We start from the raw sequence: 26,177 nt of genomic DNA, 5'->3' as shown, positions 1-26,177 counted from the left end.
ATATACGGAAGCAATCCTGTCCCTGTCACCGATAACACAAAGACTTGCAAAACGGGAGGAGACCATATACGGATTAGCGCGCATGGAATGCGGGTGTAATCCGACGCGGGATTGAACATGGGCACGTCGGCTTACGATATGCACGGCATATCTAACCCGACCTACAAAACCAGGGAAACATTGTCCTGGCCGGAATCCAGGGTTAATAAAAAGAGCATCGGGCCGGGTGGTGCTGTTGTCTGTAGAATATTTTGCCGATAGTGGGTGCTTACTTTCGATATCCGGTTTGTCCTGTGCCAGCGCTCTTCTATTGCAAAACAGGACTTGATTTATAAATGATAATCATTATCATTAGCGTTTCCAGACATGCTGGCGCGGGTTTGATTAAGCACAGTCGTGTCAACGTAGTGAAATAACGCCTGAATGAGGTGAGATATGAAAATGATTCTGCAACGTCTGCTGCTTGGTGTATTACTGACTGCCCTTGGAGGTACAGGGGCAATGGCTGCCGAGGAGGAGTTGGTGGTTTATTCCGGTCGCAAGGACCAGTTTATCAAGCCTGTCATTGAGCAGTTTACCGCCAAGACCGGGATCAAGGTGGTGCTGCACTCAGCATCCTCCACCGCCCTGCTGAATAAACTGCGTATCGAAGGTGAACGCACCGACGCCGACCTGTTTATCAGTAACGACGCCGGTAACCTGCAAACCGGCAGCAAGCTCGGGCTGTTCCAGCCGGTCAGTGCCGAGATAGCGGCTGTTATCCCGGCCAATCTGCGCGCCAAAGATAATACCTGGCTGGGCCTGTCTGCCCGTGCCCGCGTACTGGTCGTGAACGAGAATGCCAGCGACATTGATTTTGTTGAGTCCGTGTTTGACCTTGCCGATCCACGCCTGAAAGACCGGCTGGCGATCACGAACAGCAGTAATGAAAGCTTTATCGCCGGCGTCACAGTCTACATGCTCAGTGAAGGACGGGAGAAAACCCGGCAGTGGCTGCAGGGAATGAAGACCAATGCCGACAATACCGTGTTTGCCAAGCACAGCAAGATCGTCAAGGCGGTCGCTGAGGGCAGGAAGGATGTCGGCCTGGTGAATCACTACTATATCTATCGCCATCTTGCCAAGCACCCGGATGCACCGCTGCGTATCATCATGCCGGATCAGGGTGAGACGGGCATGGGCGTGGCCTGGAACGTGGCGGGCATCGCCATGACCCGGCACACACCGGATCGGGCCGCGGCGGAAAAACTGATCCGCTTCCTGGTCTCTCCCCAGGGCCAGGCCGAGTTTGCCGGTGCCAATTCGGAATACCCGACGCGTGAAGGCGTGTCGGCTGCCCCGGAAGTGCCGGCTGCCGGCAGCTACCATATTACCAATGTGCCGATGGCTGCCCTCGGTGAACATCGCATCGAGACGCTCGACCTGCTGGATAGCGTGGGCATGCCATAGTTCATATGACCGTCGTCAATACCGCCATACAGACCACGCCTGCCATACCCGTGAGGGTAAAGCGGGCATGGTCGCGTCAGGTTGGCTGGCCGGGGTTGCTGGCCGGTCTGGTTGTGCTGGTGGCGGCGATACCACTGATTTTTGTGATCTTCAGTAGTAGCCAGCTGCCCCTTGAAGACTGGCGGTCACTGTGGAGTCAGCGTCTGCCGGGCCTGCTCTGGAATACCCTGTCACTGGCCTTACTGGTCGCCATTGGCTGTTTTGTGCTCGGGGTCTCCTCGGCCTGGCTGGTGGCGCGGCGACGTTTTGTCGGCCGTGGCCTGGCGACCTGGCTGATGGTCTTGCCGCTAACGATTCCAACCTATGTTTTTGCCCACATCTACACCACCCTGTTCGAGTCGGATGGCTGGCTGGGCCGGGCCTGGCTGGCGGTGTTTGGTGACAGTGTCGGGATCCCGGACCTTTATAATGTTGGCGGTGCCACCTTTGTTCTTTCCCTGGCCGGGTTTTCTTATGTGTTCCTGCTGGTGCGTACGGCACTGGCACAGAGTAACCCCAGCCTTGAGGAGGCGGCGCGTATCCAGGGCGCCAGCCCACGCGAGGTGTTCTGGCATGTGAATCTGCCCCTGTTGCGCCCGGCCATTGCCGCGGGCCTGTCGCTGGTGGTGTTGCACGTGCTCTCGGACTTCGGCGCGGTGAGCATGCTGCGCTACCAGACCTTTACCCTGAGCATCTACCTGCAGATGAACAGCCGTTTTGATTACCAGGGGGCGGCAGGCCTGAGTATGGTCCTGGTGATGCTGAGCATGATGTTCCTCGTGCTGGAACGTTTTTCACGCCGCAAGCAACGTTACTATGCCAGTGCGCAACAGCGGCAGGCGGCCCTGCGCCCGGCGACGGCCTTCGAACAGGTCATGATCTGGGCCTGGCTGGGGCTGATTACCGTATTCGCCTTTGCCTTGCCGATGGCGTGGATGCTGGACTGGAGCTGGGTTGCCTGGCGCAACGACCTCATTGATACGACCTTCTGGGGTTATGTCTCGAACTCGCTGATCGTTGCGGCCGTAGCGGCCAGCCTGGCGATTGTGGCGGCCTTCCCGGTAGCCTTTTTCCACACGCGCAAGCGTTCGCTCCTGAGTACCAGTTACCTGCAGCTCTCCAGTATCGGCTTTGTCCTGCCGGGGCCGGTTATCGCCCTCGGGGTGTTGAGTTTCATCCTCGCCGTCGTGGCACCGCTTTACGGCGGGCTGGCGGCGCTGTTTATGGCGCTGGTTATCCGCTTCCTGCCACTGGCCGTACAGTCGCAGGAAGCCTCCCTGCAGCAACTGACCCCCTCGATCGAACAGGCCGGGCGCAGCCTCGGCGCCGCGCCGCTCGAGAACCTGCGGCGCGTGGTGTTGCCCATGATCAGCAGCGGCATGGCCGGCGCCTGGGTGCTGGTGTTTATTGATGCCCTGAAAGAATTGCCGGCCACTTTGATCCTGCGGCCGACCGGTTTTGATACCTTGCCGGTACGTATCTGGATCGAGGCCAGCGAAGAGATGCTGGAACTGGCCGCGCCGGCGGCACTTATGCTCGTCCTCGGTACCCTGCCCGCGCTGTGGTTGATGATGCGAGGTGATAAAAACAAGGGACGGTCCAGGTAACGGCTCAAGTCTCTCGACCGTCGCACCTGTTCTGGGGTATAGTCCGCCTGCAACTAATGCTCCCGTGGGAGAGGTTTCGTGTCTGTGCAGAAATGCGGGGCAGGAAACGCCGAAGGCGCAACATCCACCCGGAAACGCTCAGGCAAAAGGACCGCAGGAGAGACGTTGTCTCTGGAGAGCGATCGCTATGACGATCCACCGAAGGGGCTCAAGCTCTCAGGTTCAGGACAGAGGGGTGGCGAATAACCTCGCAGGCGAGGTTATTCGCCACCCTTTTTTTTGGTTTTTTTTCTGAAATGGTTTTGACACAGGTACGAATGCATGGGTAAACAAACGCCGCTGTACGACAAGCATGTCGTTATGGGTGCGAAGATGGTGGATTTTGGCGGCTGGGATATGCCGCTACGTTATGGCTCGCAAATTGACGAGCACCACCAGGTCAGAAACGATGCCGGCATGTTTGATGTCTCGCACATGAGCGTGGTGGATTTTACCGGCCCGCATGTGCGCGAGTTTCTGCGCAGGCTGTTCGCCAACAATGTTGATCGCCTGACAACGCAGGGCAAGGCCCTGTATACCTGCATGCTCAACGAGCAGGGCGGGGTGATCGATGACCTGATCGTCTATTACATGGACGATAGCTGGTTCCGGGTCGTCTTTAATGCCGCCACCCATGACAAGGATCTTGCCTGGGCACAGGAACAGGCCCAGCCGTTTGCCGTCGAGATTACCGAGCCTGCCGGGCTGGCGATGATCGCGGTGCAGGGCCCGAGTGCGCGGGAAAAGGTCTGTGCCGTGTTTGATGCCCCGGAACGTTCTGTTGTTACCGCGCTGGCGCCGTTTACCGCCGCCCAGGTCGGCGAGTGGTTTGTCTCGCGCACCGGCTATACCGGTGAGGATGGCTTCGAGATTATCCTGCCCGGCAGCCAGGCCGGTGACCTGTGGCGCTCGCTGTATGGCGAGGGCGTACAACCCATCGGCCTTGCGGCACGCGATACCCTGCGACTCGAGGCCGGCATGAACCTGTATGGTCTGGATATGGATGAAGAAACGTCACCGCTGGTCGCCGGTCTCGGCTGGACGGTCGCCTGGGAACCGGATAGCCGCGACTTCATTGGTCGTGAGGCGCTGGAGAAGATGCGCAGCGAAGGCGTTACACAGAAGTTTGTGGGACTCATCCTTGAAGACAAGGGTGTGCTGCGCAGTCACCAGAAGGTGATCGTCAACGGGCATGCCGGTGGCGAGATCACCAGTGGCGGTTTTTCACCGACCCTGGGCAAGTCCATTGCCTTCGCGCGTGTCCCCAAAGATGCCGCCGGCACCTGTAAGGTTGAGATTCGCAACAAGCAGGTAACAGCACAGATTGTCAAACTGCCGTTCGTTCGTAACGGTAAAGCCGTACTGTAGTATTCGGGAGAATTAAAATGAGTAACGTACCTGCAGAACTGAAATACACCAAGTCACACGAATGGGTCGCCGTTGATGGCGATACCGCCACCGTCGGCATCACAGACCATGCCCAGGACCTGCTCGGTGATATGGTCTTTATCGAGTTGCCGGAGGTTGGCGACAGTCTCGAGGCCGGTAACGAGTGCGCCGTGGTCGAGTCGGTCAAGGCTGCCTCGGATGTTTACAGTCCGCTGTCCGGTGAAGTTGTCGAAGTCAACGAGGCGCTCGCCGACAGCCCTGAAACCGTCAACACCGACCCCTATGGCGCGGGCTGGTTGTTCAAGGTCAGGATGAGTGACGTTGCGCAGGTCGATGGCCTGCTTGATGCCGCTGCCTATAACGGTGTCGCGGAAGAAGACGCTCACTGATCCATTTTATTTATATTGACGGCGCGTTGGCCTGACGGCGCGCCTCTCCAGGATTTTGGCACATGCCGTTCATACCACATACTGAAGAAGATATTCGCAGCATGCTCGAGGCGATAGGCGCTGACAGCATTGATGACCTGTTTGATGAGATCCCGGCCGGCTTGCGCAGCGGCAAGCTCGAGACCGTGCCCGAGATGGCCAGCGAGATGGATGTCGCGCGCCTGATGCACGCGCGCGCCGCCCAGGATGCCGGGGCACTGTGTTTCATCGGTGCCGGTGCCTATGAGCACCATATCCCGGCAGCTGTCTGGGAACTGACTACGCGCGGCGAGTTCTATAGCGCCTACACGCCTTACCAGGCCGAGGCCAGCCAGGGCACGCTGCAGTTGCTCTATGAATTCCAGACTATGATGGCCTCCCTGACCGGCATGGAGGTCTCGAACGCCTCCCTCTACGACGGCGCCTCCGGCCTGGCCGAGGCGGTGCTCATGGCCGTGCGCGCCAACCGCAAGTCGAAGTCAAAGCGCATCCTGGTGCCGCGTACCGTGCACCCGCATTACCGCCAAACCGCACATACGATTGTCAAAAACCAGGGACTCGTTCTCGAGGAACTCGACTATGACCGCGACAGTGGCGTCATCGACCCGGCGTCGTTACCGGCCGAGCCGGGTGACATCACGGCGGTTGTGATCCCGTATCCGAATTTCTTCGGTGGCCTCGAAGAGGTCGACCGCCTCACCAACTGGGCGCACGAGCACGGCGCGCTGGTCATCGCCGTGGTTAACCCGTTTTCCCTCGGTCTGTTGAAGGCGCCGGGACAGTGGGGCGAGACCGGTGCTGACATCGTCTGTGGTGAAGGTCAGCCGCTGGGCATACCGCTCGCCTCGGGCGGCCCTTACTATGGCATCATGTGTTGCAAGCAGGCCTATGTGCGCCAGATGCCGGGGCGTATCATCGGCCGCACGGTGGACCTCGATGGCAAGCCCGGCTATACCCTGACCCTGCAGGCCCGCGAACAACATATCCGCCGTTCGAAGGCGACTTCGAACATCTGTACCAACCAGGGCCTGATGGTGACGGCCTCGACGATTCACATGAGCCTGCTCGGTGCCGAAGGCCTGAAGCGTGCCGCCGCCCTGTCACATGCCAATAGCGAGGCACTGAAGCAGCGTCTCAGCCAGATTGAAGGCGTGCAACAATGCTTCCGCGGCCCGGGCTTTCACGAGTTTGTCCTGCAACTCGAGTTACCGGTTGTCGACGTACTGCGCGAGCTGGCCTCGAGCAACATCCTTGGCGGCTATGCCCTGACCGAAGACTATCCGGAGCTTGGCGAGGCCCTGCTGGTGTGCGCGACCGAAACCCGCACGGCAGCAGATATCGAGGCCTATGCCACGAAACTCGAGCGTGTTTTCGTCATGCAAAATCAGGCAAGCTAGCCCATACAACCCAAAATGCGCTGATGCCTGCAGTCCGGCGCGCAATCAAGGCCATTAAGAGGAAGAAAACATGACAACGATTACCCTGAAAGGCAACGAGATCAACACGAATGGTGACTTACCGGCCATCGGTAGTCAGGCCCCGGACTTCAAACTGGTTGATGCCGAACTCAATGACCGCAGCCTGGCGGATTATGCCGGCAAGAAAAAACTGCTGAATATCGTGCCAAGCCTGGACACGCCGGTTTGTGCGACCTCGACCAAAAAGTTTAACGATTTTGCCAAGGACCACGCTGATGCCGTGATGCTGGTTATTGCCGCCGACCTGCCGTTTGCGATGGGCCGTTTTTGTGGTGCCGAGGGTACCGACAAGGTGATCCCGTTATCGCTGATGCGTTCCAGGTCCTTTGCCAAGGACTACGGCGTGCTGATCACCGATGGCCCGCTGGCCGGCATCACCGCCCGTGCCGTGGTCGTGCTGGATGAAAACGACAAGGTGGTTTACACAGAGATGGTGCCGGAGATCGCGCAGGAACCAGATTACGATGCTGCTATCGCAGCATTAGATTGATGATTTATGAATGATGATCGATGAACTGAAAACCAATCAGCAATCATCATTCCGCTTTCATCAATATTTTTACTGTAGGAAAAACACATGTTGATTTTTGAACAATCCCGACCCGGTCGTCGTGACCCGGCGCAGGCCCCGCAACAGCTTGCGGATGTTTCGACTATCCCGGCCAGTTTCCTGCGTGCAGACGTGCCAACCCTGCCGGAGGTCTCCGAGATGCAGGCCGTGCGTCACTACACGCGGCTGTCGCAGAAAAATTTTTCTATCGACACGCAGTTCTATCCGCTGGGTTCCTGCACCATGAAGTACAACCCGCGCGCCTGCAACTCGCTGGCGATGCTGCCGGGCTTCCTGGGCCGTCATCCGCTGGGTCCTGAAACGCATGCCCAGGGTTTTATGGCCTGCATGTACGAGCTGCAGGAAATGCTCAAGGATGTGACCGGCATGACCGAGGTCTCGCTGACCCCGGCCGCCGGAGCGCAGGGTGAGTTTGCCGGCGTGGCCATGATCCGTGCCTACCATGACGCCAGTAACGATACTGCGCGTAACGAGATACTGGTTCCGGATGCGGCCCACGGCACCAACCCGGCCACTGCCGTGATGTGCGGCTACAAGGTGCGTGAGATCCCGACTGACAAGGATGGCGATGTCGATATCGAGGCCCTGCAGGCCGCTGTTGGTCCACAAACGGCCGGCCTGATGCTGACCAACCCCTCGACGCTGGGGGTCTTCGAACGCAAGATCAAGGAGATTGCCGGCATCGTTCACGAGGCCGGCGGCCTGCTCTATTATGACGGCGCCAACCTGAATGCCATTCTCGGCAAGGTACGCCCGGGTGACATGGGCTTTGACGTCATCCACATGAACCTGCACAAGACCTTTTCCACCCCGCATGGCGGCGGTGGCCCGGGGGCCGGTCCGGTGGGTGTCAACGAGCGCCTCAAGCCGTTCCTGCCCGTGCCCATGGTGGCGAAAGAGGGCGATAGCTATCGCTGGCTGACCGAAAAGGATGTACCGCAAAGCATCGGCCGCCTGTCGACCTTCATGGGCAATGCCGGCGTGCTCATGCGCGCCTATATCTATGCGCGCCTGCTCGGCCGTGAGGGCATGCACCGGGTTGCCGAGTTTGCGACCCTGAACGCGAACTACATGCTGGCGAAGATGCGCGACGCCGGTTTTGAACTGGCCTACCCGAACCGGCGGGCCACGCACGAGTTCATCGTAACCCTGCGCCGCGAGGCCAAAGAGCAGGGCACCAATGCCATGGACTTTGCCAAGCGCCTGCTGGATCATGGTTACCATGCCCCGACCACCTATTTCCCGTTGCTGGTGCCGGAGTGCCTGCTGATCGAGCCGACCGAGACCGAGGCCAGGGAAGAGCTGGATGGTTTTATCGAGGCCATGGTCGCGATCGCCGACGAGGCGAAGACCGCGCCAGACATGCTCAAGACCGCACCGCATACCTTGCCGGTACGGCGTCTTGATGACGTCAAGGCGGCACGTGAGCTGGACCTGGTCTGGAAGCCATAAGGCTATTTATCAAAAACCAAAAGAATAGGGGAAAAACAATGTCGGCACTGATCTGTGGCTCTTATGCCTATGACACCATCATGCTGTTCCATGACAAGTTCGCCAACCATATCCTGCCGGACAAGGTGCATATCCTGAATGTGTCCTTCCTCGTGCCGGACATGCGCCGCGAGTTCGGCGGTTGCGCCGGCAATATTGCCTACAACCTGAACCTGCTGGGGGGCGATGCCCTGCCGATGGCAACGGTCGGCAATGACTTCGCGCCGTACGCGGCCTGGATGGACAAGTGCGGTATCTCGCGCCGCCACATCAAGGAGCTTGCGCACACCTATACCGGTCAGGCCTTTATCACCACTGACAAGAGCGATAACCAGATCACGGCCTTCCACCCGGGGGCCATGGGTTTCTCGCATGAGAACAGGGTCGAGGAAGCCAGTGGCGTAAGCGTGGGGATCGTCTCCCCGGATGGACGTGATGGCATGATCGAGCATGCTCGCCAGTTCGCCGAAGCCGGGATCCCGTTCATCTTCGATCCGGGCCAGGGGATGCCGATGTTTGACGGTGATGACCTGAAGACCTTCATCGAGCAGGCCAGTTATGTCACCGTGAATGATTACGAGATGCAGTTGCTGCAGGATCGTACCGGCCTGTCGCCACACGAAGTCGCCGAGCGTGTCGACGCGCTCATTGTGACCCTTGGTGGCGAGGGCTCGCACATTTACACGGCCAGCAAGCGGATCGATATCCCGGCGGCGACGGCAAAAGAACTGAATGACCCGACCGGTTGTGGCGATGCCTTCCGTAGCGGCCTGCTGTACGGCATGATGAAGGATATGGACTGGGAAAATACCGGCCGGATAGCGTCACTCATGGGGGCAATCAAGATAGAACAGCATGGCACACAGAATCACAGCTTCAGCCGTGATGAGTTTGATGCCCGCTTCAAGGAAGCCTTTGGTTATTGCCTGTAAGTTTTATTAAGGGGACAACAAAACCCCGGCTATAAATCCAGCGGCGGGCAACAATGCTTCGGCCATCACGGCCTGCACATCTCCTCGCCGCCCAGAGGCATGCGGTTGTAGAGGCCAATGCCCTGGATGGCCGCCCCCGGCCCATCCAAGGCCTGATAGCCTTGCCAGCTGCCCTGAACAGCAGCCTTTATGGTCGTTTTTCCTTGCGCATGGCCTCGGATCGATGCGGTGAATCTTTCAGGGTATGGACATTGAAGACACAGTGCCGGATGATGGCGGGGCTGTAAAAATCTAAAAAAGTGTCTGAGCAGCGGGGGTTTAGTATGACAATTTCCACCAAATTTAACCTGGTTCTGGCGTTCGTCTTCGCGATTGGCCTGAGCGTGGTTGGCTATGTTTCAAATTACGTTTTGCAGGAAAATGCCCGCGAGGAAGTGATCCGGCATGCCGACATGATGATGGAGGCGGCACTGGCTATACGCTCTTACACCATCAAGGAAGTCAAGCCGTTGCTGAGCAAACAGTTGGAAAAGAAGTTCCTGCCGCAGACCGTGCCGTCCTATGCTGCTACCCAGAACTTCAATGCCTTGCGGGAAAAGAATCCGGAGTACTCTTACAAAGAAGCCACACTTAATCCGACCAATCCGCGGGATCGCGCCACGGACTGGGAAACGGATATTATCCAGCAGTTTAGCAATGATAATCAGATAAAAGAAGTTATCGGTGAACGTGAAACCCCTGGTGGTACCTCACTGTATCTGGCGCGCCCGATTCGTATTACCGACGAGGCGTGTCTGGCCTGCCATAGCACGGTCGACAGTGCACCCATGAGCATGCGCAAGCTTTACGGGGAGGCCAATGGTTTTGGCTGGCAGCACAATGAAGTAGTTGGCAGTCAGATCGTCAGTGTACCGTTGTCTTTGCCGGTGAAGAAAGCTGATGAAACATTCCGTATTTTCATGGCCTCTATGCTGATAATCTTCCTGTGCATCTTCGTTCTGCTTAACCTCATGTTGAGAAAATTCATTATTCGGCCAGTGGTGAAAATGTCCCATATTGCTGATGAGGTTAGCAATGGCAATATGGACGCGCCAGCCTTCATCGCTCGTGGTAATGACGAAATTACGCAACTGGCCACGTCCTTTGAACGTATGCGTATCAGCCTTGAAAAGGCAATGAAGATGCTTTCCTAGACGGGGGATAAATATGAGCAGTAACCGAACATGGTTAAGTAGTGTTTTATTTCTGGACATTGTCGGCTATTCGCGACACTCCATTGAAAATCAAATACGGGTAAAAGACCATTTCAACTCGGTTATTACCAATTCAATCGATTGCCTGTCAGACGAGGATAGTGTCAAGCTTGATACAGGTGATGGCATCGCGATTTGTTATCTAGGTGACCCGGAAGACATCCTGTATCTGGCTATCGGCCTGCGCAATGCCTTCATGCGATCGGCGGAAAATTGTGAAATGGCCTATAGTGTACGTTCTGGTATCAATCTTGGTCCGGTGAAGATTGTTGAAGATATCAATGGTCAGCGCAACATGATCGGTGATGCTATTAACGTGGCCCAACGCATTATGGCCTTCGCCCAACCTGACCAGTTACTCGTCTCACGTTCCTATTTCGATGTGGTTAATGCTATCTCTGAAAACTATGAGGACATGTTCAATTACATCGGAATGCATGAAGATAAACATGTGCGCAAGCATGCCGTTTACGAAGTATTAAATGATGCCAATGCCCTGAAATTGATAGAGGCCGGGCCAAGGCACATTATTGAAACCACCGCGCCAGTGGTTGATCTTAACCAGGAGCACCTTGAAAGTGCGCAAACGCACCTGGCTGCCTACATCGGCCCGATGGCAAAATTACTGGTCGAACGTGCCGCCAAACAGGCCAGCTCGGTTAACGAACTTTACCTGTTACTGGCCGAAGAGATCGATGTTGCCGAGAATCGCAAGGCCTTCCTGTCCATGGCGGGTAAGTGATTTCATCAGTTCTCGTTGTTAGTCCTGTGTAACGCATCATGGATTTCTGGCAATATTTGCAGCCGCTAATAATGATGTTCCGAGGTCAATATGGGCTTCTATTCCAATGTACTGTTTCCCTGGGGCATGAACTGGCTGATGTCCGGAGAGCCGTTTGCCAGTGAACGCGAACAGTTGCTTGCCGGGGTATCCGGCAGGGCGCTGGAGATCGGTTTTGGCAGCGGCCTGAATCTGCCGCATTACCCCGAGAGCGTCTCTGAACTCACCGCCATTGATCCGAATCCCGGTATGCGTCGTTACGCAGATGCGCGCATTGCACAAAGTCCGATTACAGTAGAGCGCTGTGAACTGAGCGGTGAATCCCTGCCGATGGCGGATAACAGCTTTGATACCGTGGTCAGCACCTGGACCCTGTGCAGTATCGAGGGCGTTGACCAGGCCTTACAGGAAGTGCACCGGGTATTGAAACCGGGTGGACGCTTTATCTTCCTCGAACACGGCCTCTGTGATGACCCGGCAGTCCAGCATTGGCAACATCGACTCGACCCGCTACAGCAGGTTATCGGCGATGGCTGTCATCTGAACCGGGATATTCGTGCCCTGGTCGAGAAGATCGGCTTTGCCTCACTCGACGTGGAAAACTTCTGTATGCCGAGGACCCCGCGGCTGATCGGTTATATGTACCGTGGTGTCGCGGTGAAATAAGTGTTTTCGTGACATATTCACTGGCTGGGAGGCGGAAGACTGCTATAGTTAAAGGCAACGATAACGGAGCAAAAAAAATGAAACATCTCGCAGTTCTTTTGTTATTCATCACAGGCCTGGTCGGTTGTGTGACGGCCCCCTCGAATACATCGGGTCGCGTGGTCATGCACGATAGAAATGCCCATGTTGATATCCGTTTCAATGATCGGGATCGTGACCTGATTCATGATTACTACCGCAAGCACGGCAAAAACAACAAGAGCAAACGCGTTCCGCCGGGTCTGGCCAAGCGCGGCGGTAACCTGCCTCCGGGGCTGGCGAAACGTGAGCGCCTGCCGCCAGGCCTGCAAGGGCGTGGCCTGCCGGGCGCGCTCGAAGCAAGGCTTTCATCGCTACCGAATGGTTACGTGCGACTAAAGGTGGGTACCGATATCGTACTTATGAACCGCGATACCCGCGTGGTTTTTGACATTATCCATGACATAGACTGATATACTCGCGCTACCTTTAACCAGCTTTCAGACGAGCCATGGCAGAGAAGCAGTATTACTTTAGTCTGCGGATAAGCGCGACCGATTACCTGCGTTATTATCAGGGTAGCGCGCAAAGCGTGCTGGTAAACACGCGCCAGGGGCTGAAGGTTAAATTCCCGGCCGCGGCCCTTCGCCCCTATGTAGCCAAGGACGGTATAAGAGGGCAGTTTGTACTCTTGACCGATGAAAACAATAAGATGCTTGAGCTGCGCAGGCTCTGAGTTGACCGGGTCTTATTTTCTATGAGGCACGTTCGGGGCTTCATTTCAGTGCTGTCCCGTTAATTCCCTCTCCCTCCGGGAGAGGGGTAGGGTGAGGGGATTTAGATTCGATAACACATTGTTTTATTTACTCCTTCATCCTGGCCTTCTGATAGAACTACTAATCATTCACCTAAGTTACAAGGCCTCGATGCGCAAAGAACCCTGAAGGGTTCATCCGTGTAACCTTCCTGTTTTGTGCGGTCTATGTTGCTTCTGTGGCTGATAATTTCACCACTCATAGATACCCTGACGACATTGGAAATGGAGTAGGGTACTCATGATGAAGCTTGGAAAGCTTCTATGAGCCATCTACGAGGTTCATTATGAGTACCCTACCCATCTCCGATGGGTCAGGGCAAAAAAAAGCCGTGCGCTAGGCACGGCAAATGTGGAACGGAGAAGGTTGTCGATTTAATTTTTTAATTGCACAAGTAGCTCTTCGCCGCGACGGCGGATCGTCTCGGCCAGCTCCTCGTCAATGGTGATCTTGGTCACCTTTACACACTTTTTCCACGCGACACTGAGGGCATCATAGTCTTCCGCGAGGGCGGAAATATCACGGATCATTTTCTCTGCCGTCGCCTTGATTTTCGGATCCAGTTTCGAGCCTAACTCAACCTGGATAAGGCTGATCAGCCGCCACTTGATGCTCTTGTTGCGATCAGTATGGCTTGCTTCAGAGCCTGTTTTCCCTACCGCCCCGGGTTTGTTTGTCGTCGCCGATTTCGGCTGATGCCGGCTTTTTCTCGCAGACGGCTCAATAAAGCCTTCCGACTCGAGTGTCTGCAGGGCTTCATCCAGGTCATCGTACAAGGGCGCCATGGTATGGAGTTCACCGACATCCCGGGAACCATCGACAATGATCAGTGCCCGCTTAAGGGAATGCGGCAGATTCATATACTTGTCGGTAAGGGCGCTGTGGCCCTTATCGGTGCGGCTATACAGGATGTCGATATTCATGTGTGTATCCCCCTGAAACAGGCGATTACTCCATTAATTCTGTAATGACGGTATGAATGAGCTTGACCGTGATGACCACATAAATAGCCCCGAACAGGAAGATGAGTGCCACGATCAGGCGCAGCATGTCTTCAGGGAGCTGGTTGAAGAACGGGGTGGCCAGGTAACCGAGGGTAAACAGGCTGACCAGCGCGGTGAGCATCCCCCATTTCTTACCTACCAGACCACCGGGGATGCTGCTTTTCAGCTTCAGGGTCAGCCACAGGCAATAGAACATGATCAGGATGGCGCATGCGGTAATAAAGGTGAAAACGTCGATATTCATTAGAGCTTATCTCCTGCGGGCAAGGATTCTTTCACCATGCTCATTATTATTCTTCATTGCATAAAACAGCGCTTAGTTGTTTTTATGAAACAATGTTGTATATATAATACAACTTGAAATAATGCAAAATGTAGTAAGCCAGCATTATATGAGAATATAACTATTCTGTGAAGGGGCTTCTGAATATAAAATTACCTTGTAAAACAATGAGATAGTTTTTAAGGCGCGTAAACTGCATTTTTCCAGCATCTGGCGTAGGCGTGCCGAGAGGGAAACCGTACATGTGCTACCGACACGGCGAAGATCGGTGCATCGCGCCCGCTGGGTTTTCTGTCATCGCATTGTCCCTTGTGGCTCCGTTCAACATCATGTTCCTGATACCGGCTCCAGCGGGGCAGGTCAGCAGCGGCAAGAGCGCATTTTCATGATTCACGGCCTGTTTTTATTCCTGCACGGCTGACGCAACCGGTACAATCTCCAGCCATGAATAAAAATATAGATGTTTTGCAGCTAAAGAAAAAAGAAGATCGCCGCCTGCGAGCCGGCCACCTGTGGGTATACAGTAACGAGGTCGATACACAGGTGACGCCGTTGCCCGGCCTTGAGGCCGGTAAGCTGGTGACTGTCCTGGCCCACAATGGCAAGCCGCTGGGGACGGCGTATGTGAACCCTCACTCCCTTATCTGTGCCCGCCTTATCAGCACCTGGCCCGGCCAGGCGCTGGACCATGCGTACTTTGTACAACATTTACAGCGGGCCTTGCTATTGCGCGAACGTCTGTACCCGAAACCCTATTACCGCCTCGTCTTCGCGGAGGCCGATGGCCTGCCCGGTGTGGTGATCGACCGTTATGCCGGACTCTGTGTGATACAGATCACCACGGCCGGTATGGAGCAGGCGCGCGAGACCCTGCTTGCGGCCCTGCTCGAGGTTGTTAAGCCGCAGGCCGTGTTGTGGCGTAATGACAGCAGTGCCCGCGAACAGGAGGGCCTGGAGACTTACGTCGCGCCGGCCTTTGGAGACGTCCCGGATGTGGTCGAGGTCGAAGAGGGCGGGCTGCGTTACCGAGTGCCGGTACTGGAAGGGCAAAAGACCGGCTGGTTCTTTGACCAGCGTGATAACCGCCTGCGCCTGCGCGAATATGTCCGCGAGGCGCGGGTACTGGATGTGTTCGCCTATCTCGGCGCCTGGGGAATCGGCGCGGCGGCCGCTGGTGCCCGCGCCGTGACCTGCGTGGATGCCTCGGCCACGGCCTGTGCCGGCATCACGGCCAATGCCGAACAGAATGGTCTTGGCGATAAGGTCACGGTCATGAAGGGTGACGCCTTCGAGGTCATGAAGTCGCTGCGTAGCGATGGTGACGATCACTTTGAGGTCGTGAATGTGGACCCGCCGGCCTTTATCAAGCGTCGCAAGGATGTGAAGGCCGGGCAGCAGGCCTACCGGCGTATCAATGAACAGGCCATGCGCCTGCTGGGGAAAGACGGCATTCTGGTCACCTCGTCCTGCTCGCACCACCTGCACGAAGATGCGTACCTGCGCCTGCTGGCCCAGGCGGCCAGTAACACTGGCTGCCAGTACCAGATACTCGAGCAACGCTACCAGGGCCCGGATCACCCCGTGCATCCGGCCATCCCCGAGACCCGTTACCTTAAGACCTTCATCCTCCGCGTGTTCCGCCCCTGACGGCGGACGGCGTGTTAAGATAATTAACTTATGATTATTCACGATATCGACCCGGTTGCCTTCAGTATCGGTTCCTTCAAGGTTCATTGGTACGGCATCACCTACCTCGCCGGTTTCGCGCTGGCCTGGTGGCTGGGGACCGTGCGTGCCCGTCAGCCGGGCTCGGGCTGGAATGCCGAGCAGGTCAGCGACATCATCTTCTATGCCGCGGTCGGGGTCATCGCCGGTGGCCGGCTTGGTTATATGCTGTTCTACAACCCGTTTTTGCCGGCGGGCGAGGCCTCGCAGTTCTGGGAGGTCTGGAAGGGCGGCATGTCCTTCCATGGCGGCTTGATCGGCGTGCTGATCGCGATGTGGCTGTTCGGCCGCCGGTACCGGAAAGGCTTTTTCGAGGTTGCCGACTTTGTGGCGCCACTGGTGCCGCTCGGTCTCGGCGCGGGACGCATCGGTAACTATATCAATGCCGAGTTGTGGGGCAAGGTGTCGGATCTGCCCTGGGCCGTGGTCTTCCCCACGGGCGGGCCGTTGCCACGTCACCCGTCGATGTTGTACGAGTTTTTCCTCGAGGGCGTGGTGCTGTTTGTCATGCTCTGGTGGTTTAGCAATAAGGCCCCGCCACGCATGGCGGTCTCGGGTCTGTTTCTGCTTGGCTATGGCAGTTTCCGCTTCCTGGTCGAGTTTGTGCGTGAACCGGACCGGCAGCTCGGCTACCTGGCCTTTGACTGGTTCACCATGGGACAGGCCCTGTCGTTGCCGATGATCATCGGCGGCGGCGCACTCATGTGGTGGGCCTACCGGTCAGCAAAGAATAATTAAGAAGACGTTTTCAGGAGACAGCAGCACCATGCAGCAGTATCTCGAACTCATGCGCCACGTGCGCGATAACGGCACGCAAAAGGGCGACCGCACCGGCACCGGCACAAAAAGTGTGTTTGGTTACCAGATGCGCTTTGACCTGCAGCAGGGTTTCCCGCTGGTGACCACCAAGAAGTGCCACCTGCCCTCGATTATTCATGAGTTGTTATGGTTCCTGAAGGGTGACACCAATACCCGCTACCTGAAAGACAACGGCGTGAAGATCTGGGACGAGTGGGCGGATGAGAACGGGGATCTCGGTCCCGTGTATGGTTACCAGTGGCGTAACTGGCCGACCCCCGATGGGCGTCACATCGATCAGGTCCGGACCGTTGTTGAACAGTTAAAGCATAATCCGGACTCGCGCCGCATCATCATTAATGCCTGGAACGTAGCGGACCTGCCCGACGAAAGCATCTCCCCGCAGGAAAACGTCAAACGGCAGAAGATGGCACTGGCCCCCTGCCATGCCTTTATCCAGTTCTATGTCGCTGATGGCAAACTTTCCTGCCAGCTCTATCAGCGCAGTGCGGATATCTTCCTCGGCGTGCCGTTCAATATTGCCTCCTATGCATTGCTGACCATGATGCTGGCACAGGTCTGTGAGCTGCAGCTCGGTGACTTTATCCATACTCTGGGCGATGCCCATCTTTACAGCAACCATGCCGCACAGGTGGAAGAGCAACTCAGTCGCACCCCTTATGCGTTGCCAACCATGAAGATCAACCCCGCGGTGAAAGATATCTTTGCCTTCCGTTTTGAAGACTTTGAATTGATTGCTTATAAAGCCCATCCGCACATCAAGGCCCCTGTCGCGATCTAGCGACGACGTTTTAACCTGACCCTGCCCCGGAGGCCCGACATATACCATGTCCGATGTTTATATCTTTGATGTTGAAGAGAGCAATTTCGAGAGCGTTGTAGTTGAGAATTCGCACAAGCTGCCGGTGCTGGTCGATTTCTGGGCCGAGTGGTGCCAGCCATGCCAGAGTCTCATCCCTGTTCTGCACAAGATCGCCGCCGACTTTGCCGGCCAGCTGGTACTGGCCAAGGTCAACAGTGACGAACAACAGGCGCTTGTCCAGCAGTACGGTGTACGCAGCCTGCCGACCGTGAAGCTGTTCGTGAACGGCGAGGTTGTGGACGAGTTTACCGGGGCTCTGCCCGAGTCCGAAATCCTCGCCAAGCTGGACAACTACCTGCAGCGTGAGTCGGATGCGATGCTGGCCGCCGCGGTCGCCGAGTACGAGCAGGGCAATATCGAGGCGGCCATCGAGCATATGCGCGAGGCCGCGGAGTCGGACCCGGATAACCCGCGCGTGCAGACGACCTATGCGCGTGTCCTGCTTGAGCACAAACAAACTGACACCTTGCAGGCCTTTATACAGAACCTGCCGGCGGAGATGCGGACGCTGCCGGAGATCGCGGCGATCAAGGCACAACTCGAGATACTCGCCCGGCTTGGGAACGGTATGCAGGCCGAGACATTACTGGCACGCGTCGAGGCCGACCCTGATGACTGCGAGGCGCGGGAGCAATTGAGTGCCGTGTACGTCAGCCAGGGTAACTATGTCGCGGCCCTTGAGCAGTTACTCGAAATCATGAAGCGTGACCGTGCCTATAATGAGGATGCCGGGCGCATGGGGCTGTTACGCTTGTTTGAAATGCTGGGGCCGGAGAACCCGTTGACGGTCGAGTACCGGCGGAAGATGTCGTTGCTGTTGTTCTGAACAGCTAGTCGAGCATTTTCTCGATCAATTGCTTGATGTTTTTCGGTTCGAAGGGTTTGTCACAGACGGCGGTAACACCGGCCTGCTGGACCACGGCCAGCCGGCTCTCATCCTGTTCACTGGAGACCATGAGGATCGGCACACTGGCCTGCTGGCTGTTCTGTCGTACCTGTTCGACCAGTTCCTTGCCATCCATCTCCGGCATGTACAGGTCAGTGACAATCAGATCATAGTAATTGGCCTGCACCAGTTCAAACGCCTGTTGGCCGTTCTCGGCCTCGGTGATGTTCTCGATGCCCATCGAACGCAGGATGTTCACCAGGTGACGCCGCGACAGGCTGCTGTCATCGACAAGCAGGACGTTCAGGTCCTCATTGGCGATGGAACGTGTCTGCAGGTCGCCGGGGTCAAAATAATCCAGGGTTGAATACAGGGCCGTGCGCAACTGCTCGAGTTCGAAGGGTTTCGGCAGGATGGCAATGGCGCCAGCCTGGCGGATGGGTTCCAGGTAGCGGTAATGGGTTTCACTGGAGATGAGCATGAACGGTGTGTCGGCATGCTGCCCGCCGTTACGGAGCTGCTGTAACAGTTCGGTGCCGGTCATATCGGGCAGGTGCATGGCGCTGATGAGCAGGTCGGGCTGCGGATGTTCGCGGATGTATTCCAGGGCCTGTTGTGCCTGCGGCATCAAGTGGATGTGTTCGACTCGCAACTGGCGCAGATAGGACTCGATGATGCGGCGTTGGGCCGAAGAGGGTTCCACCAGCAGGACTTGTAATTGTTCTATTGCTACACTGCTCATGGTTATTCATCTTAGCATAGTCTGGCCGGCTGGCGAGGAGCCGCCGGGTTTCAAATTCAATTATTCAAGACACAAGACATGAAAATATCCCTGATCGCCGCAATGGCCGATGACCGCGTGATCGGCATCGATAATACCCTGCCCTGGAAGCTGCCGGTTGATATGCGGTGGTTCCGTAAACATACCCTGGGCAAGCCCGTCATCATGGGGCGCAAGACATTCGAGTCTTTCGGTGGGCGGACTTTGCCGGATCGAACCAATATCGTCATTACCCGGGATAAAGACTATCAGCCTGAAGCTGACGCCATCATTGTCCATGATATCAATGCGGCGCTGGCCGCGGCCGGCGATGCCGGCGAGGTCATGATCATCGGCGGGGCGTCTTTTTATGCCCAGATGCTGCCGCGCGCGGATCGTTTCTATCTAACGCGCGTGCATGGTCGCTTTGCAGGCGATGCCTGGTTCCCTGACTATGAGGGCTATGACTGGAAGGAGATCAGCCGCGAGGAACACGCGGCCGATGACAAGAACCCGTATGCCTGTACGTTTATGATCCTCGAAAAATAATCCCTGGAAACCGCTGGCTTATTTATCCGGCTTGCGAGCCCCCGGGCAGTCGATGCTGAAAGGCTGACGGTCTTCAAGGCGCAGGGCGGTAAGGGAATCCCCCCACAGGCAACCGGTGTCGAGACCATAGACATTGTCAGTGTCGACAAAGCCGAGGCTTGACCAGTGACCGAAGATAATCGTGTCGTTGCGTGAACGACGGTCTTCGAGTTCGAACCAGGGTCGGTAGCCGGCCGGCTGACTGCCGGGCGGGCCTTTTTCATCCAGCGCCAGGCGGCCTTGCGCGTCGCAGTAGCGCAGGCGGCTGAAGCAGTTGGTGATAAAGCGCAGGCGCTCAATGCCGCCGAGCTGTTCATCCCAGCGATCGGGCAGGTTACCGTACATGTGCTCAAGAAAGTCCACGTAGTCCGAACCCTGCAGTGCGCCTTCAACCTCCTGTGCACAGGCACGGGCAGTGGCCAGATCCCATTGTGGCGGCAGGCCGGCATGCACCATGGTTATCCCGAGTTGTGCATCATGGTGCAGCAGAGGCAGATGCCGCAGCCAGTGCAGCAGTTCATCCCGATCTTCAGCCTCGAGGACATCCCGCAGGTTGTCTTGTTTTGCATACTTCATGTGGCCCTCGGCGACGGCCAGCAGGTGCAGATCGTGGTTGCCGAGCACGATGCTGGCCCGCTCGCCGAGAGCCTTGATAAAACGCAGCACGCCACTCGAGTCGGGGCCACGGTTTACAAGATCGCCCACAAACCAGAGTCGATCATTCGCCGGGTCAAAATGGATGTGCTCAAGTAGACGCTGCAGTTCGTGCAGGCAACCCTGGATGTCGCCAATGGCGTAACTCGCCATTAATGCAGGGTATTGGGCGTGGTCAGTGAAAAGGCCGGGATCTCGGCGTCGAATTCCGCGCCGTCATCGGCGAGCATCTGGTAACTTCCGGTCATATCGCCGTAAGGGGTCTCCAGCACCGTGCCGCTCGTATAGCGGAAACCTTCGCCGGGCCGCATATAGGGCTGCTCGCCGATGACGCCTTCGCCACGGACTTCCTCGACCTTGCCATTGGCATGGTTGATCACCCAGTGGCGGGCGATCAGGCGCGCCGGAACCTTGCCGTCATTGCGGATGGTAACCGTGTAAGTGAAGACGTAGCGATTGGCCTCAGGCAGGGATTGCTCAGGGATATAATCGGTCTCAACGTCGATATGAATATTGTGATCTGACTCAAAAGTCATGCTTGCTACCTGCTGGTGGGCGAGATTCTGTCAGACGAAGGATACCCTGCCCGGACGACGGATTGAATAGCCCAATGGAGGAGGGGCATAACTTTCTGAAAAAATGACAGGTTTTTTGAGGTATGAAGCGTCGGGACGGACTGACGGACTGACGGATTGATGATTGCGGATTGATGAATGATGATTGAAAAACAAGGCGAAGATCCCGAATATCGGGAAAGCACGTGCGGCGCACGGAATCTCCTGTTCTGGCAGAAAAAACAGGTGAATTCATCAATCATCAATCATCAATCCGCAATCATCATTCCAGTGTGCACCAGGTCACAGTTCCAGAGATGGGTTCTTTAGCCGGCTGGCGTGGCGCCGATACGATGATTAGAGGCGCACGCAATGTAGTCCCCGGAATGTGCGCCAGGTCCATTTTTGCTGTGACGACCATCGCGGAAGAAAAGTGCAGGATATGGAGAATATGCGCCAGGCATCCCACCGGTGTGGGTAAGGAGGCAAGCATGTACAGACGCAAATCGAAGCCGGATTTATTATTCGCGGTCACGGTTTTTGTATGCCTGGGCATATTGCTCACGGCAACCGTGAATGCGGCCGACAAGGCGTACTGGGGCATCAGTTTGAATGCCGAGAACGGTTGTGGCGAGGCGATTGGCGAGTGGCAGGGCTGTTCGCAATGGATGGGCGACACCGCCGAGCGGACCCTCCCTCATCGCACCGCCTTGCGCCTGTCCAGTGAAGAGCGCCCGGACCTCGGCATGGTCTGGTACTACACGCGCCGTGCCTTACTCGGTACAGATCAGGTTTATGGCCTGTCCGGAGCCTCCCTGCATGACACAGCGCCTGAGCGCCGTCAGTTCGGTGTCGTCGTCAAGCAGCAATACCGCCATTTCGGCATGAGCCTGGGAATCGAGGCCGGAAACCCGGAGGCGCTCACCAACAAGCCGCTGCTGTATTTCGGCCTGAGCAATCGCTGGTAGGCTATTTCCCACAGAACAGGCAGAATTTTCCAAGCAATGCTAAAATACCCGCCTTTAGTCACCCAACGGGGGTGGCTGGGCGGTTCAGACCTCGCCCTGCAGACGGTTTCTTGATTTTTTAGAGCATTTTTTCATGCCATCACCTATCCGAGTCGGCGTTGTGGGCGTCGGTTACCTGGGCAATATCCACGCAAAAATCTATTCGAACATGGACAACGTCGAGCTGGTCGGCGTGGTTGATGCCGACCCGGCCACGGCCGAGAAGGTCGCCGCCGCCCACGGCTGCGCCGCCTATACCGAACCGGCCGAGCTCATTGGCAAGGTCGATGCGGTCAGTATCGTCGTGCCCACCTCCCTGCACCTGGAGATGGCCAGACCCTTTCTTGATGCCGGCATCCATATGCTCATGGAAAAGCCGTTGGCCCCGACTTACGAGGAATCCCTGGCGCTGGTCGAGCACGCCGAAAAGTCCGGTGTCGTGTTTCAGGTCGGGCATCTCGAACGTTTCAATGGCGGAGTCATGGCCCTGGCCGAGCGTATCGAAAACCCGCGCTTCCTCGAGGTGACCCGTATCGGTCCCTTCGTCGCGCGCGCGACCGATGTCGATGTGGTCACCGATCTGATGATCCACGATATCGATATCGTTATGTCGCTGGTCAACTCGCCGATCACGAGTATCTCGGCCAACGGTACACCCGTGATCACCGACCACATCGATATCGCCAATGTGCGCCTTGAGTTTGAAAGCGGCGCGGTGGCGAATGTGACGGCCAGCCGCGTCTCAACCAAGCAGCAACGCCGCATCCGTATCTTTGAGCAGCAGCATTACTACGGGCTGGATTACACCAATCAACAAATCACGATGGCGACGACCAGGCCGCCCGCCGACGGCGAGCAGTGGCCGAGGATTGTCACCGAAGAACTCGATATTGAACCGCGCCTGCCGCTGAATACCGAGCTCGAGGCCTTTATCGACACCGTACAAAATAACGGCACACCGCTGGTTACCGGGCGCATCGCCCTCGAGGCCGTGCGTGTCGCTCATATCATCAAGGAGAAAATGACTGCATGTCTGGCGTAAACGATCCCATCCCGTTTCTGGATCTTTCCGGAGAATATAACGCGCTCGAAAAGGAATGGTTTGCCGCCATTCACGAGACCGGCCAGCGCGGGGCCTATATCCTCGGCCCGAACGAGCAGGCCTTCGAGAAAGAACTCGCCGCGCATGTCGGCACGAAGTTCTCCGTCGGCGTCGCCAACGGTACCGATGCACTGTTGTTGTCCTTGCGGGCGCTCGACATTGGCCCTGGTGACGAGGTCATCACCACACCATATACTTTTTATGCCACCGCCGAGGTCATCAGCCTCGCCGGCGCCACGCCTGTGTTTGCCGATATCCTCGAGGACTGTTTCACACTCGACCCGGCCAGTGTCAAGGCAAAGATCACCGACAAGACCCGGGCGATTCTGCCGGTACATATCTTTGGTCACCCGGCGCGCATGCTGGAACTGAACGCGATCGCCAAAGAACATAACCTTGCTGTTATCGAAGATGCCGCCCAGGCCTATGGTGCCGATGTCGGCGGCAAGCGCGTCGGCAGTCTTGGCACCGCTGGTGGCTTCAGTTTCTACCCGACCAAGGTGCTGGGTTGTTACGGTGATGGCGGCGTGATCACCACCGACGACGAAGCGGTTGTTGAAAAACTCAAGAAGCTGCGTAACCACGGTGCCAGCGCGCCGTTTATGCACGATACGGTCGGTTATAACAGTCGCCTCGATGAGATCCAGGCGGCGCTGTTGCGCATCAAGCTGCGCAAGCTCGATGACGATGTGGCCAGCCGCCGCGCCATCGCCGCCCGCTATACCGAGCTATTTGCCGGCAGCGCGGTCATGGCCCCGACCTTGCCGGCTGACGGCGGTCATGCCTTTAATCTCTACACGGTGCGTATGCCGGAGCGCGATCGTGTGCGCGCGGTCATGAACGACAATGGTTGCCCGAGCTCGCTGTGTTACCCGCTGGGCCTGCATTTGCAGGAAATTTACAAACCGCTGGGTTACAAAGTCGGCGACCTGCCGGTCTGCGACAAGGCCAGCACCGAAGCCCTGTCCCTGCCGGTCTACCCGGCCATGAAGATGGAACACGTCGAACGTATGGCCGATACGATCCTGAAAGCACTTGGGTAATATTTAAAAGCCCAACGCAGAGACGCGAAGGCGCAGAGAACACAAAGATAAATCTAAAAAATATTGGACAGTATTTACAGGATTAGCGCAGTGTTGTTAGCGCCGTAATTTTAATTTCTTATAATCCTGTCGATTAAAATATTCAACCGCAAAGTACGCGAAGTTACGCCAAGGTTTTTCAGTTACTTTGCGATACCTGGCGTCCTTCGCGGTAAGAGTCGCCATATCTGAATAGACAAAATCGGGTTATTCTGAAGTTACTCTGCGACCTTTGCGTCTCCGCGCCTCTGCGTTGGGCTTTTAAAAATCAAACTGGCCCGATCGCCTCGATGCAGGCGTTCACCTCGGCTTCATTCTCCGCACAGATTGTAATATGCCCTACCTTGCGGCCGGGGCGCTCGTCCTTGCCGTACAGGTGCAGGTGCGCATGTGGCTGGGCGAGGATTTTTTTGCTGTCGGGGAGGTCGCCGATCAGGTTCAGCATCACGGCATGGCCGCGCAGGGCAGTGGAACCGAGTGGCCAGTCGAGGATGGCGCGGATGTGATTTTCAAACTGGCTGGTCTCGGCACCCTCGATGGTCCAGTGCCCGGAGTTGTGCACGCGCGGCGCCATCTCGTTAACGAGTAATTCATCACCGACCTGGAAAAACTCGATGGCGAGCACGCCGACATAGTCGAGGTGTTCGAGCAGGCGTCGGGCATAAGACTCGGCCAGTCCCTGCATCGGGTCATTGGCCAGCGCAGTGGACTTGCGCAGGATGCCGTCGCGATGTTCGTTTTCGGTCAGCGGGTAAAAGGCCAGTTCGCCAGAGACGCTGCGCGCGGCAATGATCGAAACCTCGCGGGCAAACGGGACGAAAGCCTCGATGATTGCAGGGACATCGAGCATGGCCTCCCATGCCGCAGCCAGCTCGCTCTCGTCGCGGATAAGGCGCTGGCCTTTGCCATCGTAACCCTCGGTGCGGGTCTTGATGATCGCCGGCAGGCCGATGCGCGGCACGGCCTGCTGCAGATCCTCGAAGCTGTTCAGGTTGATGAAGTCGGCCGTCTTTATCCCCAGTTCATTAAACAGGGTTTTCTCGTGCCAACGGTCCCGTGCCGTGGCCAGCGCCCCGGGCGGCGGGTAAACCGGTAGCCGGCTGCCCAGGTATTCGACAGACTCGGCAGGCACGCTTTCGAATTCGTAAGTGAGGAGGTCAACTTGCGTGGCGAGTTGCTCGAGCGCCGCCTTGTCATCAAAGCGGGCATGCAGGTGTTCACCCACGGTTGCGGCACAGGCATCGTGGGCCTGGCAGAGAAACACGAAGTCGACGCCGAGCGGGGTGCCGGCCAGTGACAACATGCGGGCCAGCTGCCCGCCACCGAGGACACCTATTTTCATTCGCCGTTGCCGTTCTTGGGGTTCGGGTTTTTGAGCACGCGTTCTGTCTGCGCGCTACGGTAGGCCTCGAGGGCCTCGCGGATCTCGCCGTATTTGTTGCCAAGCATGGCAGCCGCGAGCAGGGCGGCATTGGTGGCGCCGGCCTTGCCGATGGCGAGGGTGCCGACGGGGATCCCGGCCGGCATCTGCGCAATGGAAAGCAATGAATCCATGCCATTGAGGGCTTTGGATTGAATCGGCACACCGAGTACGGGCAGGATAGTCTTCGCCGCGGCCATACCCGGCAGGTGGGCGGCGCCGCCAGCACCGGCGATGATGATCTCAATGCCACGCCCTGCGGCGGCCTCGGCATAGGCAAACAGCTTGTCCGGAGTCCGGTGGGCCGAAACGACCTCTGCCTCGTAGGCGATGCCGAGCGCCTCGAGCGCCTCGGTGGTGTATTTCATTGTTTCCCAGTCAGAGGTGGAACCCATGATGATGCCCACTAATGGCTGCATGTTTTGCTCTCCGGTTGATGCGAGGCCGCTACTTCGCCGCCGTGCAAATGGCTAAA

At 57.0% G+C, this 26,177-nt stretch carries 28 protein-coding genes and 1 riboswitch; of the genes, 21 read left to right on the top strand and 7 right to left on the bottom strand.

The window, feature by feature from the left end; genetic code table 11:
* The first annotated feature begins 435 nt into the window (after positions 1-435).
* From RQ738_RS02195 to RQ738_RS02135, 13 genes are all read left to right on the top strand, one after another.
* Positions 436-1,449: an extracellular solute-binding protein gene (locus tag RQ738_RS02195; protein WP_314161750.1), complete on the top strand. Its 1,014-nt coding sequence runs from the start codon at positions 436-438 to the stop codon at positions 1,447-1,449.
* A gap of 5 nt (positions 1,450-1,454) precedes the next feature.
* Complete coding sequence (locus RQ738_RS02190) at positions 1,455-3,095, top strand: iron ABC transporter permease (RefSeq protein WP_314161749.1); 1,641 nt, start codon at positions 1,455-1,457, stop codon at positions 3,093-3,095.
* 55 nt (positions 3,096-3,150) lie between these two features.
* A riboswitch (glycine riboswitch) is annotated at positions 3,151-3,259 on the top strand.
* Positions 3,260-3,416: 157 nt separating this feature from the next.
* The gene (gcvT, locus tag RQ738_RS02185; RefSeq protein ID WP_314161748.1) at positions 3,417-4,502 is read left to right on the top strand and encodes a glycine cleavage system aminomethyltransferase GcvT; all 1,086 of its coding nucleotides are present in this window, start codon (positions 3,417-3,419) and stop codon (positions 4,500-4,502) included.
* A gap of 17 nt (positions 4,503-4,519) precedes the next feature.
* On the top strand, positions 4,520-4,912 hold the full coding sequence (gene gcvH / locus RQ738_RS02180; RefSeq protein WP_314161747.1) for a glycine cleavage system protein GcvH: 393 nt from the start codon (positions 4,520-4,522) through the stop codon (positions 4,910-4,912).
* Between the two features lie 62 nt (positions 4,913-4,974).
* Positions 4,975-6,348 (top strand): aminomethyl-transferring glycine dehydrogenase subunit GcvPA, encoded by a 1,374-nt coding sequence (gcvPA, locus tag RQ738_RS02175; RefSeq protein WP_314161746.1) that lies wholly within the window; start codon positions 4,975-4,977, stop codon positions 6,346-6,348.
* A gap of 70 nt (positions 6,349-6,418) precedes the next feature.
* A complete protein-coding gene (tpx, locus tag RQ738_RS02170; protein ID WP_314161745.1) occupies positions 6,419-6,919 on the top strand; it encodes a thiol peroxidase in 501 nt (166 codons plus the stop codon).
* An 87-nt stretch (positions 6,920-7,006) separates the two neighbouring features.
* On the top strand, positions 7,007-8,452 hold the full coding sequence (gene gcvPB / locus RQ738_RS02165) for an aminomethyl-transferring glycine dehydrogenase subunit GcvPB (protein WP_314161744.1): 1,446 nt from the start codon (positions 7,007-7,009) through the stop codon (positions 8,450-8,452).
* Positions 8,453-8,490: 38 nt separating this feature from the next.
* Positions 8,491-9,423 carry a carbohydrate kinase family protein gene (locus tag RQ738_RS02160; protein ID WP_314161743.1) on the top strand — a complete coding sequence of 311 codons (933 nt, stop codon included), beginning with the start codon at positions 8,491-8,493 and terminating at the stop codon, positions 9,421-9,423.
* A gap of 323 nt (positions 9,424-9,746) precedes the next feature.
* Complete coding sequence (locus tag RQ738_RS02155; RefSeq protein ID WP_314161742.1) at positions 9,747-10,616, top strand: DUF3365 domain-containing protein; 870 nt, start codon at positions 9,747-9,749, stop codon at positions 10,614-10,616.
* Between the two features lie 13 nt (positions 10,617-10,629).
* Entirely contained in the window at positions 10,630-11,418 is a 789-nt protein-coding gene (locus RQ738_RS02150; RefSeq protein WP_314161741.1) for an adenylate/guanylate cyclase domain-containing protein, read from the top strand.
* A 90-nt stretch (positions 11,419-11,508) separates the two neighbouring features.
* Positions 11,509-12,123 carry a class I SAM-dependent methyltransferase gene (locus RQ738_RS02145; protein ID WP_314161740.1) on the top strand — a complete coding sequence of 205 codons (615 nt, stop codon included), beginning with the start codon at positions 11,509-11,511 and terminating at the stop codon, positions 12,121-12,123.
* Between the two features lie 77 nt (positions 12,124-12,200).
* On the top strand, positions 12,201-12,614 hold the full coding sequence (locus RQ738_RS02140) for a hypothetical protein (protein WP_314161739.1): 414 nt from the start codon (positions 12,201-12,203) through the stop codon (positions 12,612-12,614).
* A 38-nt stretch (positions 12,615-12,652) separates the two neighbouring features.
* Positions 12,653-12,877 (top strand): DUF2835 domain-containing protein, encoded by a 225-nt coding sequence (locus tag RQ738_RS02135; RefSeq protein ID WP_314161738.1) that lies wholly within the window; start codon positions 12,653-12,655, stop codon positions 12,875-12,877.
* Positions 12,878-13,330: 453 nt separating this feature from the next.
* Here RQ738_RS02135 and RQ738_RS02130 read toward each other — a convergent pair whose 3' ends face one another.
* Together RQ738_RS02130 and RQ738_RS02125 are read right to left on the bottom strand one after the other, a co-directional pair.
* Positions 13,331-13,879 (bottom strand): hypothetical protein, encoded by a 549-nt coding sequence (locus tag RQ738_RS02130; protein WP_314161737.1) that lies wholly within the window; start codon positions 13,877-13,879, stop codon positions 13,331-13,333.
* 25 nt (positions 13,880-13,904) lie between these two features.
* On the bottom strand, positions 13,905-14,204 hold the full coding sequence (locus RQ738_RS02125; RefSeq protein WP_314161736.1) for a hypothetical protein: 300 nt from the start codon (positions 14,202-14,204) through the stop codon (positions 13,905-13,907).
* Between the two features lie 483 nt (positions 14,205-14,687).
* Here RQ738_RS02125 and RQ738_RS02120 point away from each other — a divergent pair, with 483 nt between their 5' ends.
* The 4 genes from RQ738_RS02120 to RQ738_RS02105 are packed head-to-tail and all read left to right on the top strand — an operon-like array spanning position 14,688 to position 18,475.
* Positions 14,688-15,890 carry a class I SAM-dependent rRNA methyltransferase gene (locus RQ738_RS02120; protein WP_314161735.1) on the top strand — a complete coding sequence of 401 codons (1,203 nt, stop codon included), beginning with the start codon at positions 14,688-14,690 and terminating at the stop codon, positions 15,888-15,890.
* Positions 15,891-15,920: 30 nt separating this feature from the next.
* Positions 15,921-16,706 (top strand): prolipoprotein diacylglyceryl transferase, encoded by a 786-nt coding sequence (gene lgt / locus RQ738_RS02115; RefSeq protein WP_314161734.1) that lies wholly within the window; start codon positions 15,921-15,923, stop codon positions 16,704-16,706.
* A gap of 28 nt (positions 16,707-16,734) precedes the next feature.
* Positions 16,735-17,568: a thymidylate synthase gene (locus RQ738_RS02110; protein ID WP_314161733.1), complete on the top strand. Its 834-nt coding sequence runs from the start codon at positions 16,735-16,737 to the stop codon at positions 17,566-17,568.
* Between the two features lie 46 nt (positions 17,569-17,614).
* A complete protein-coding gene (locus RQ738_RS02105; RefSeq protein WP_314161732.1) occupies positions 17,615-18,475 on the top strand; it encodes a tetratricopeptide repeat protein in 861 nt (286 codons plus the stop codon).
* A 4-nt stretch (positions 18,476-18,479) separates the two neighbouring features.
* On the opposite strand, the gene RQ738_RS02100 is transcribed toward RQ738_RS02105, so the two are convergent.
* Positions 18,480-19,277, bottom strand: a complete 798-nt coding sequence (locus tag RQ738_RS02100) for a response regulator (RefSeq protein WP_314161731.1) — start codon at positions 19,275-19,277, stop codon at positions 18,480-18,482.
* A 78-nt stretch (positions 19,278-19,355) separates the two neighbouring features.
* Here RQ738_RS02100 and folA point away from each other — a divergent pair, with 78 nt between their 5' ends.
* Positions 19,356-19,844, top strand: a complete 489-nt coding sequence (gene folA, locus RQ738_RS02095; RefSeq protein ID WP_314161730.1) for a type 3 dihydrofolate reductase — start codon at positions 19,356-19,358, stop codon at positions 19,842-19,844.
* Positions 19,845-19,862: 18 nt separating this feature from the next.
* Here folA and RQ738_RS02090 read toward each other — a convergent pair whose 3' ends face one another.
* Positions 19,863-20,690: a symmetrical bis(5'-nucleosyl)-tetraphosphatase gene (locus RQ738_RS02090; RefSeq protein ID WP_314161729.1), complete on the bottom strand. Its 828-nt coding sequence runs from the start codon at positions 20,688-20,690 to the stop codon at positions 19,863-19,865.
* Positions 20,690-21,073, bottom strand: coding sequence for a Co2+/Mg2+ efflux protein ApaG (apaG, locus tag RQ738_RS02085; protein WP_314161728.1), 384 nt, complete (start codon positions 21,071-21,073; stop codon positions 20,690-20,692). The genes RQ738_RS02090 and apaG overlap by 1 nt, the downstream gene beginning before the upstream one ends.
* Before the next feature lie 509 nt (positions 21,074-21,582).
* Here apaG and RQ738_RS02080 point away from each other — a divergent pair.
* The 3 genes from RQ738_RS02080 to RQ738_RS02070 all read left to right on the top strand — a co-directional run bounded on the left by RQ738_RS02080 (position 21,583) and on the right by RQ738_RS02070 (position 24,243).
* Complete coding sequence (locus RQ738_RS02080) at positions 21,583-22,059, top strand: hypothetical protein (RefSeq protein ID WP_314161727.1); 477 nt, start codon at positions 21,583-21,585, stop codon at positions 22,057-22,059.
* Positions 22,060-22,192: 133 nt separating this feature from the next.
* The gene (locus tag RQ738_RS02075; RefSeq protein ID WP_314161726.1) at positions 22,193-23,140 is read left to right on the top strand and encodes a Gfo/Idh/MocA family oxidoreductase; all 948 of its coding nucleotides are present in this window, start codon (positions 22,193-22,195) and stop codon (positions 23,138-23,140) included.
* Entirely contained in the window at positions 23,128-24,243 is a 1,116-nt protein-coding gene (locus RQ738_RS02070; RefSeq protein WP_314161725.1) for a DegT/DnrJ/EryC1/StrS family aminotransferase, read from the top strand. The genes RQ738_RS02075 and RQ738_RS02070 overlap by 13 nt, the downstream gene beginning before the upstream one ends.
* A 307-nt stretch (positions 24,244-24,550) precedes the next feature.
* Here the strand turns inward: RQ738_RS02070 and RQ738_RS02065 are convergent, their stop codons facing one another.
* Together RQ738_RS02065 and purE are read right to left on the bottom strand one after the other, a co-directional pair.
* Positions 24,551-25,624: a 5-(carboxyamino)imidazole ribonucleotide synthase gene (locus RQ738_RS02065; RefSeq protein ID WP_314161724.1), complete on the bottom strand. Its 1,074-nt coding sequence runs from the start codon at positions 25,622-25,624 to the stop codon at positions 24,551-24,553.
* Positions 25,621-26,121, bottom strand: coding sequence for a 5-(carboxyamino)imidazole ribonucleotide mutase (gene purE / locus RQ738_RS02060; RefSeq protein ID WP_314161723.1), 501 nt, complete (start codon positions 26,119-26,121; stop codon positions 25,621-25,623). Before purE ends, RQ738_RS02065 begins: the two co-directional genes overlap by 4 nt.
* Positions 26,122-26,177 lie beyond the last annotated feature (56 nt).

This window comes from Sulfuriflexus sp. (assembly GCF_032250955.1).
Taxonomy (GTDB): domain Bacteria; phylum Pseudomonadota; class Gammaproteobacteria; order AKS1; family AKS1; genus Sulfuriflexus.
Note: the sequence above shows the minus strand (reverse complement) of the source record. Positions and strands in the feature narration are given on the sequence as shown.

What these genes read in the sequence shown, in the direction of transcription:
- RQ738_RS02195 (WP_314161750.1), top strand. Translation starts at nt 436, where the DNA reads ATGAAAATGATTCTGCAACGTCTGCTGCTTGGTGTATTACTGACTGCC.
- RQ738_RS02190 (WP_314161749.1), top strand. Translation starts at nt 1,455, where the DNA reads ATGACCGTCGTCAATACCGCCATACAGACCACGCCTGCCATACCCGTG.
- gcvT (WP_314161748.1), top strand. Translation starts at nt 3,417, where the DNA reads ATGGGTAAACAAACGCCGCTGTACGACAAGCATGTCGTTATGGGTGCG.
- gcvH (WP_314161747.1), top strand. Translation starts at nt 4,520, where the DNA reads ATGAGTAACGTACCTGCAGAACTGAAATACACCAAGTCACACGAATGG.
- gcvPA (WP_314161746.1), top strand. Translation starts at nt 4,975, where the DNA reads ATGCCGTTCATACCACATACTGAAGAAGATATTCGCAGCATGCTCGAG.
- tpx (WP_314161745.1), top strand. Translation starts at nt 6,419, where the DNA reads ATGACAACGATTACCCTGAAAGGCAACGAGATCAACACGAATGGTGAC.
- gcvPB (WP_314161744.1), top strand. Translation starts at nt 7,007, where the DNA reads ATGTTGATTTTTGAACAATCCCGACCCGGTCGTCGTGACCCGGCGCAG.
- RQ738_RS02160 (WP_314161743.1), top strand. Translation starts at nt 8,491, where the DNA reads ATGTCGGCACTGATCTGTGGCTCTTATGCCTATGACACCATCATGCTG.
- RQ738_RS02155 (WP_314161742.1), top strand. Translation starts at nt 9,747, where the DNA reads ATGACAATTTCCACCAAATTTAACCTGGTTCTGGCGTTCGTCTTCGCG.
- RQ738_RS02150 (WP_314161741.1), top strand. Translation starts at nt 10,630, where the DNA reads ATGAGCAGTAACCGAACATGGTTAAGTAGTGTTTTATTTCTGGACATT.
- RQ738_RS02145 (WP_314161740.1), top strand. Translation starts at nt 11,509, where the DNA reads ATGGGCTTCTATTCCAATGTACTGTTTCCCTGGGGCATGAACTGGCTG.
- RQ738_RS02140 (WP_314161739.1), top strand. Translation starts at nt 12,201, where the DNA reads ATGAAACATCTCGCAGTTCTTTTGTTATTCATCACAGGCCTGGTCGGT.
- RQ738_RS02135 (WP_314161738.1), top strand. Translation starts at nt 12,653, where the DNA reads ATGGCAGAGAAGCAGTATTACTTTAGTCTGCGGATAAGCGCGACCGAT.
- RQ738_RS02130 (WP_314161737.1), bottom strand. Translation starts at nt 13,879, where the DNA reads ATGAATATCGACATCCTGTATAGCCGCACCGATAAGGGCCACAGCGCC.
- RQ738_RS02125 (WP_314161736.1), bottom strand. Translation starts at nt 14,204, where the DNA reads ATGAATATCGACGTTTTCACCTTTATTACCGCATGCGCCATCCTGATC.
- RQ738_RS02120 (WP_314161735.1), top strand. Translation starts at nt 14,688, where the DNA reads ATGAATAAAAATATAGATGTTTTGCAGCTAAAGAAAAAAGAAGATCGC.
- lgt (WP_314161734.1), top strand. Translation starts at nt 15,921, where the DNA reads ATGATTATTCACGATATCGACCCGGTTGCCTTCAGTATCGGTTCCTTC.
- RQ738_RS02110 (WP_314161733.1), top strand. Translation starts at nt 16,735, where the DNA reads ATGCAGCAGTATCTCGAACTCATGCGCCACGTGCGCGATAACGGCACG.
- RQ738_RS02105 (WP_314161732.1), top strand. Translation starts at nt 17,615, where the DNA reads ATGTCCGATGTTTATATCTTTGATGTTGAAGAGAGCAATTTCGAGAGC.
- RQ738_RS02100 (WP_314161731.1), bottom strand. Translation starts at nt 19,277, where the DNA reads ATGAGCAGTGTAGCAATAGAACAATTACAAGTCCTGCTGGTGGAACCC.
- folA (WP_314161730.1), top strand. Translation starts at nt 19,356, where the DNA reads ATGAAAATATCCCTGATCGCCGCAATGGCCGATGACCGCGTGATCGGC.
- RQ738_RS02090 (WP_314161729.1), bottom strand. Translation starts at nt 20,690, where the DNA reads ATGGCGAGTTACGCCATTGGCGACATCCAGGGTTGCCTGCACGAACTG.
- apaG (WP_314161728.1), bottom strand. Translation starts at nt 21,073, where the DNA reads ATGACTTTTGAGTCAGATCACAATATTCATATCGACGTTGAGACCGAT.
- RQ738_RS02080 (WP_314161727.1), top strand. Translation starts at nt 21,583, where the DNA reads ATGTACAGACGCAAATCGAAGCCGGATTTATTATTCGCGGTCACGGTT.
- RQ738_RS02075 (WP_314161726.1), top strand. Translation starts at nt 22,193, where the DNA reads ATGCCATCACCTATCCGAGTCGGCGTTGTGGGCGTCGGTTACCTGGGC.
- RQ738_RS02070 (WP_314161725.1), top strand. Translation starts at nt 23,128, where the DNA reads ATGTCTGGCGTAAACGATCCCATCCCGTTTCTGGATCTTTCCGGAGAA.
- RQ738_RS02065 (WP_314161724.1), bottom strand. Translation starts at nt 25,624, where the DNA reads ATGAAAATAGGTGTCCTCGGTGGCGGGCAGCTGGCCCGCATGTTGTCA.
- purE (WP_314161723.1), bottom strand. Translation starts at nt 26,121, where the DNA reads ATGCAGCCATTAGTGGGCATCATCATGGGTTCCACCTCTGACTGGGAA.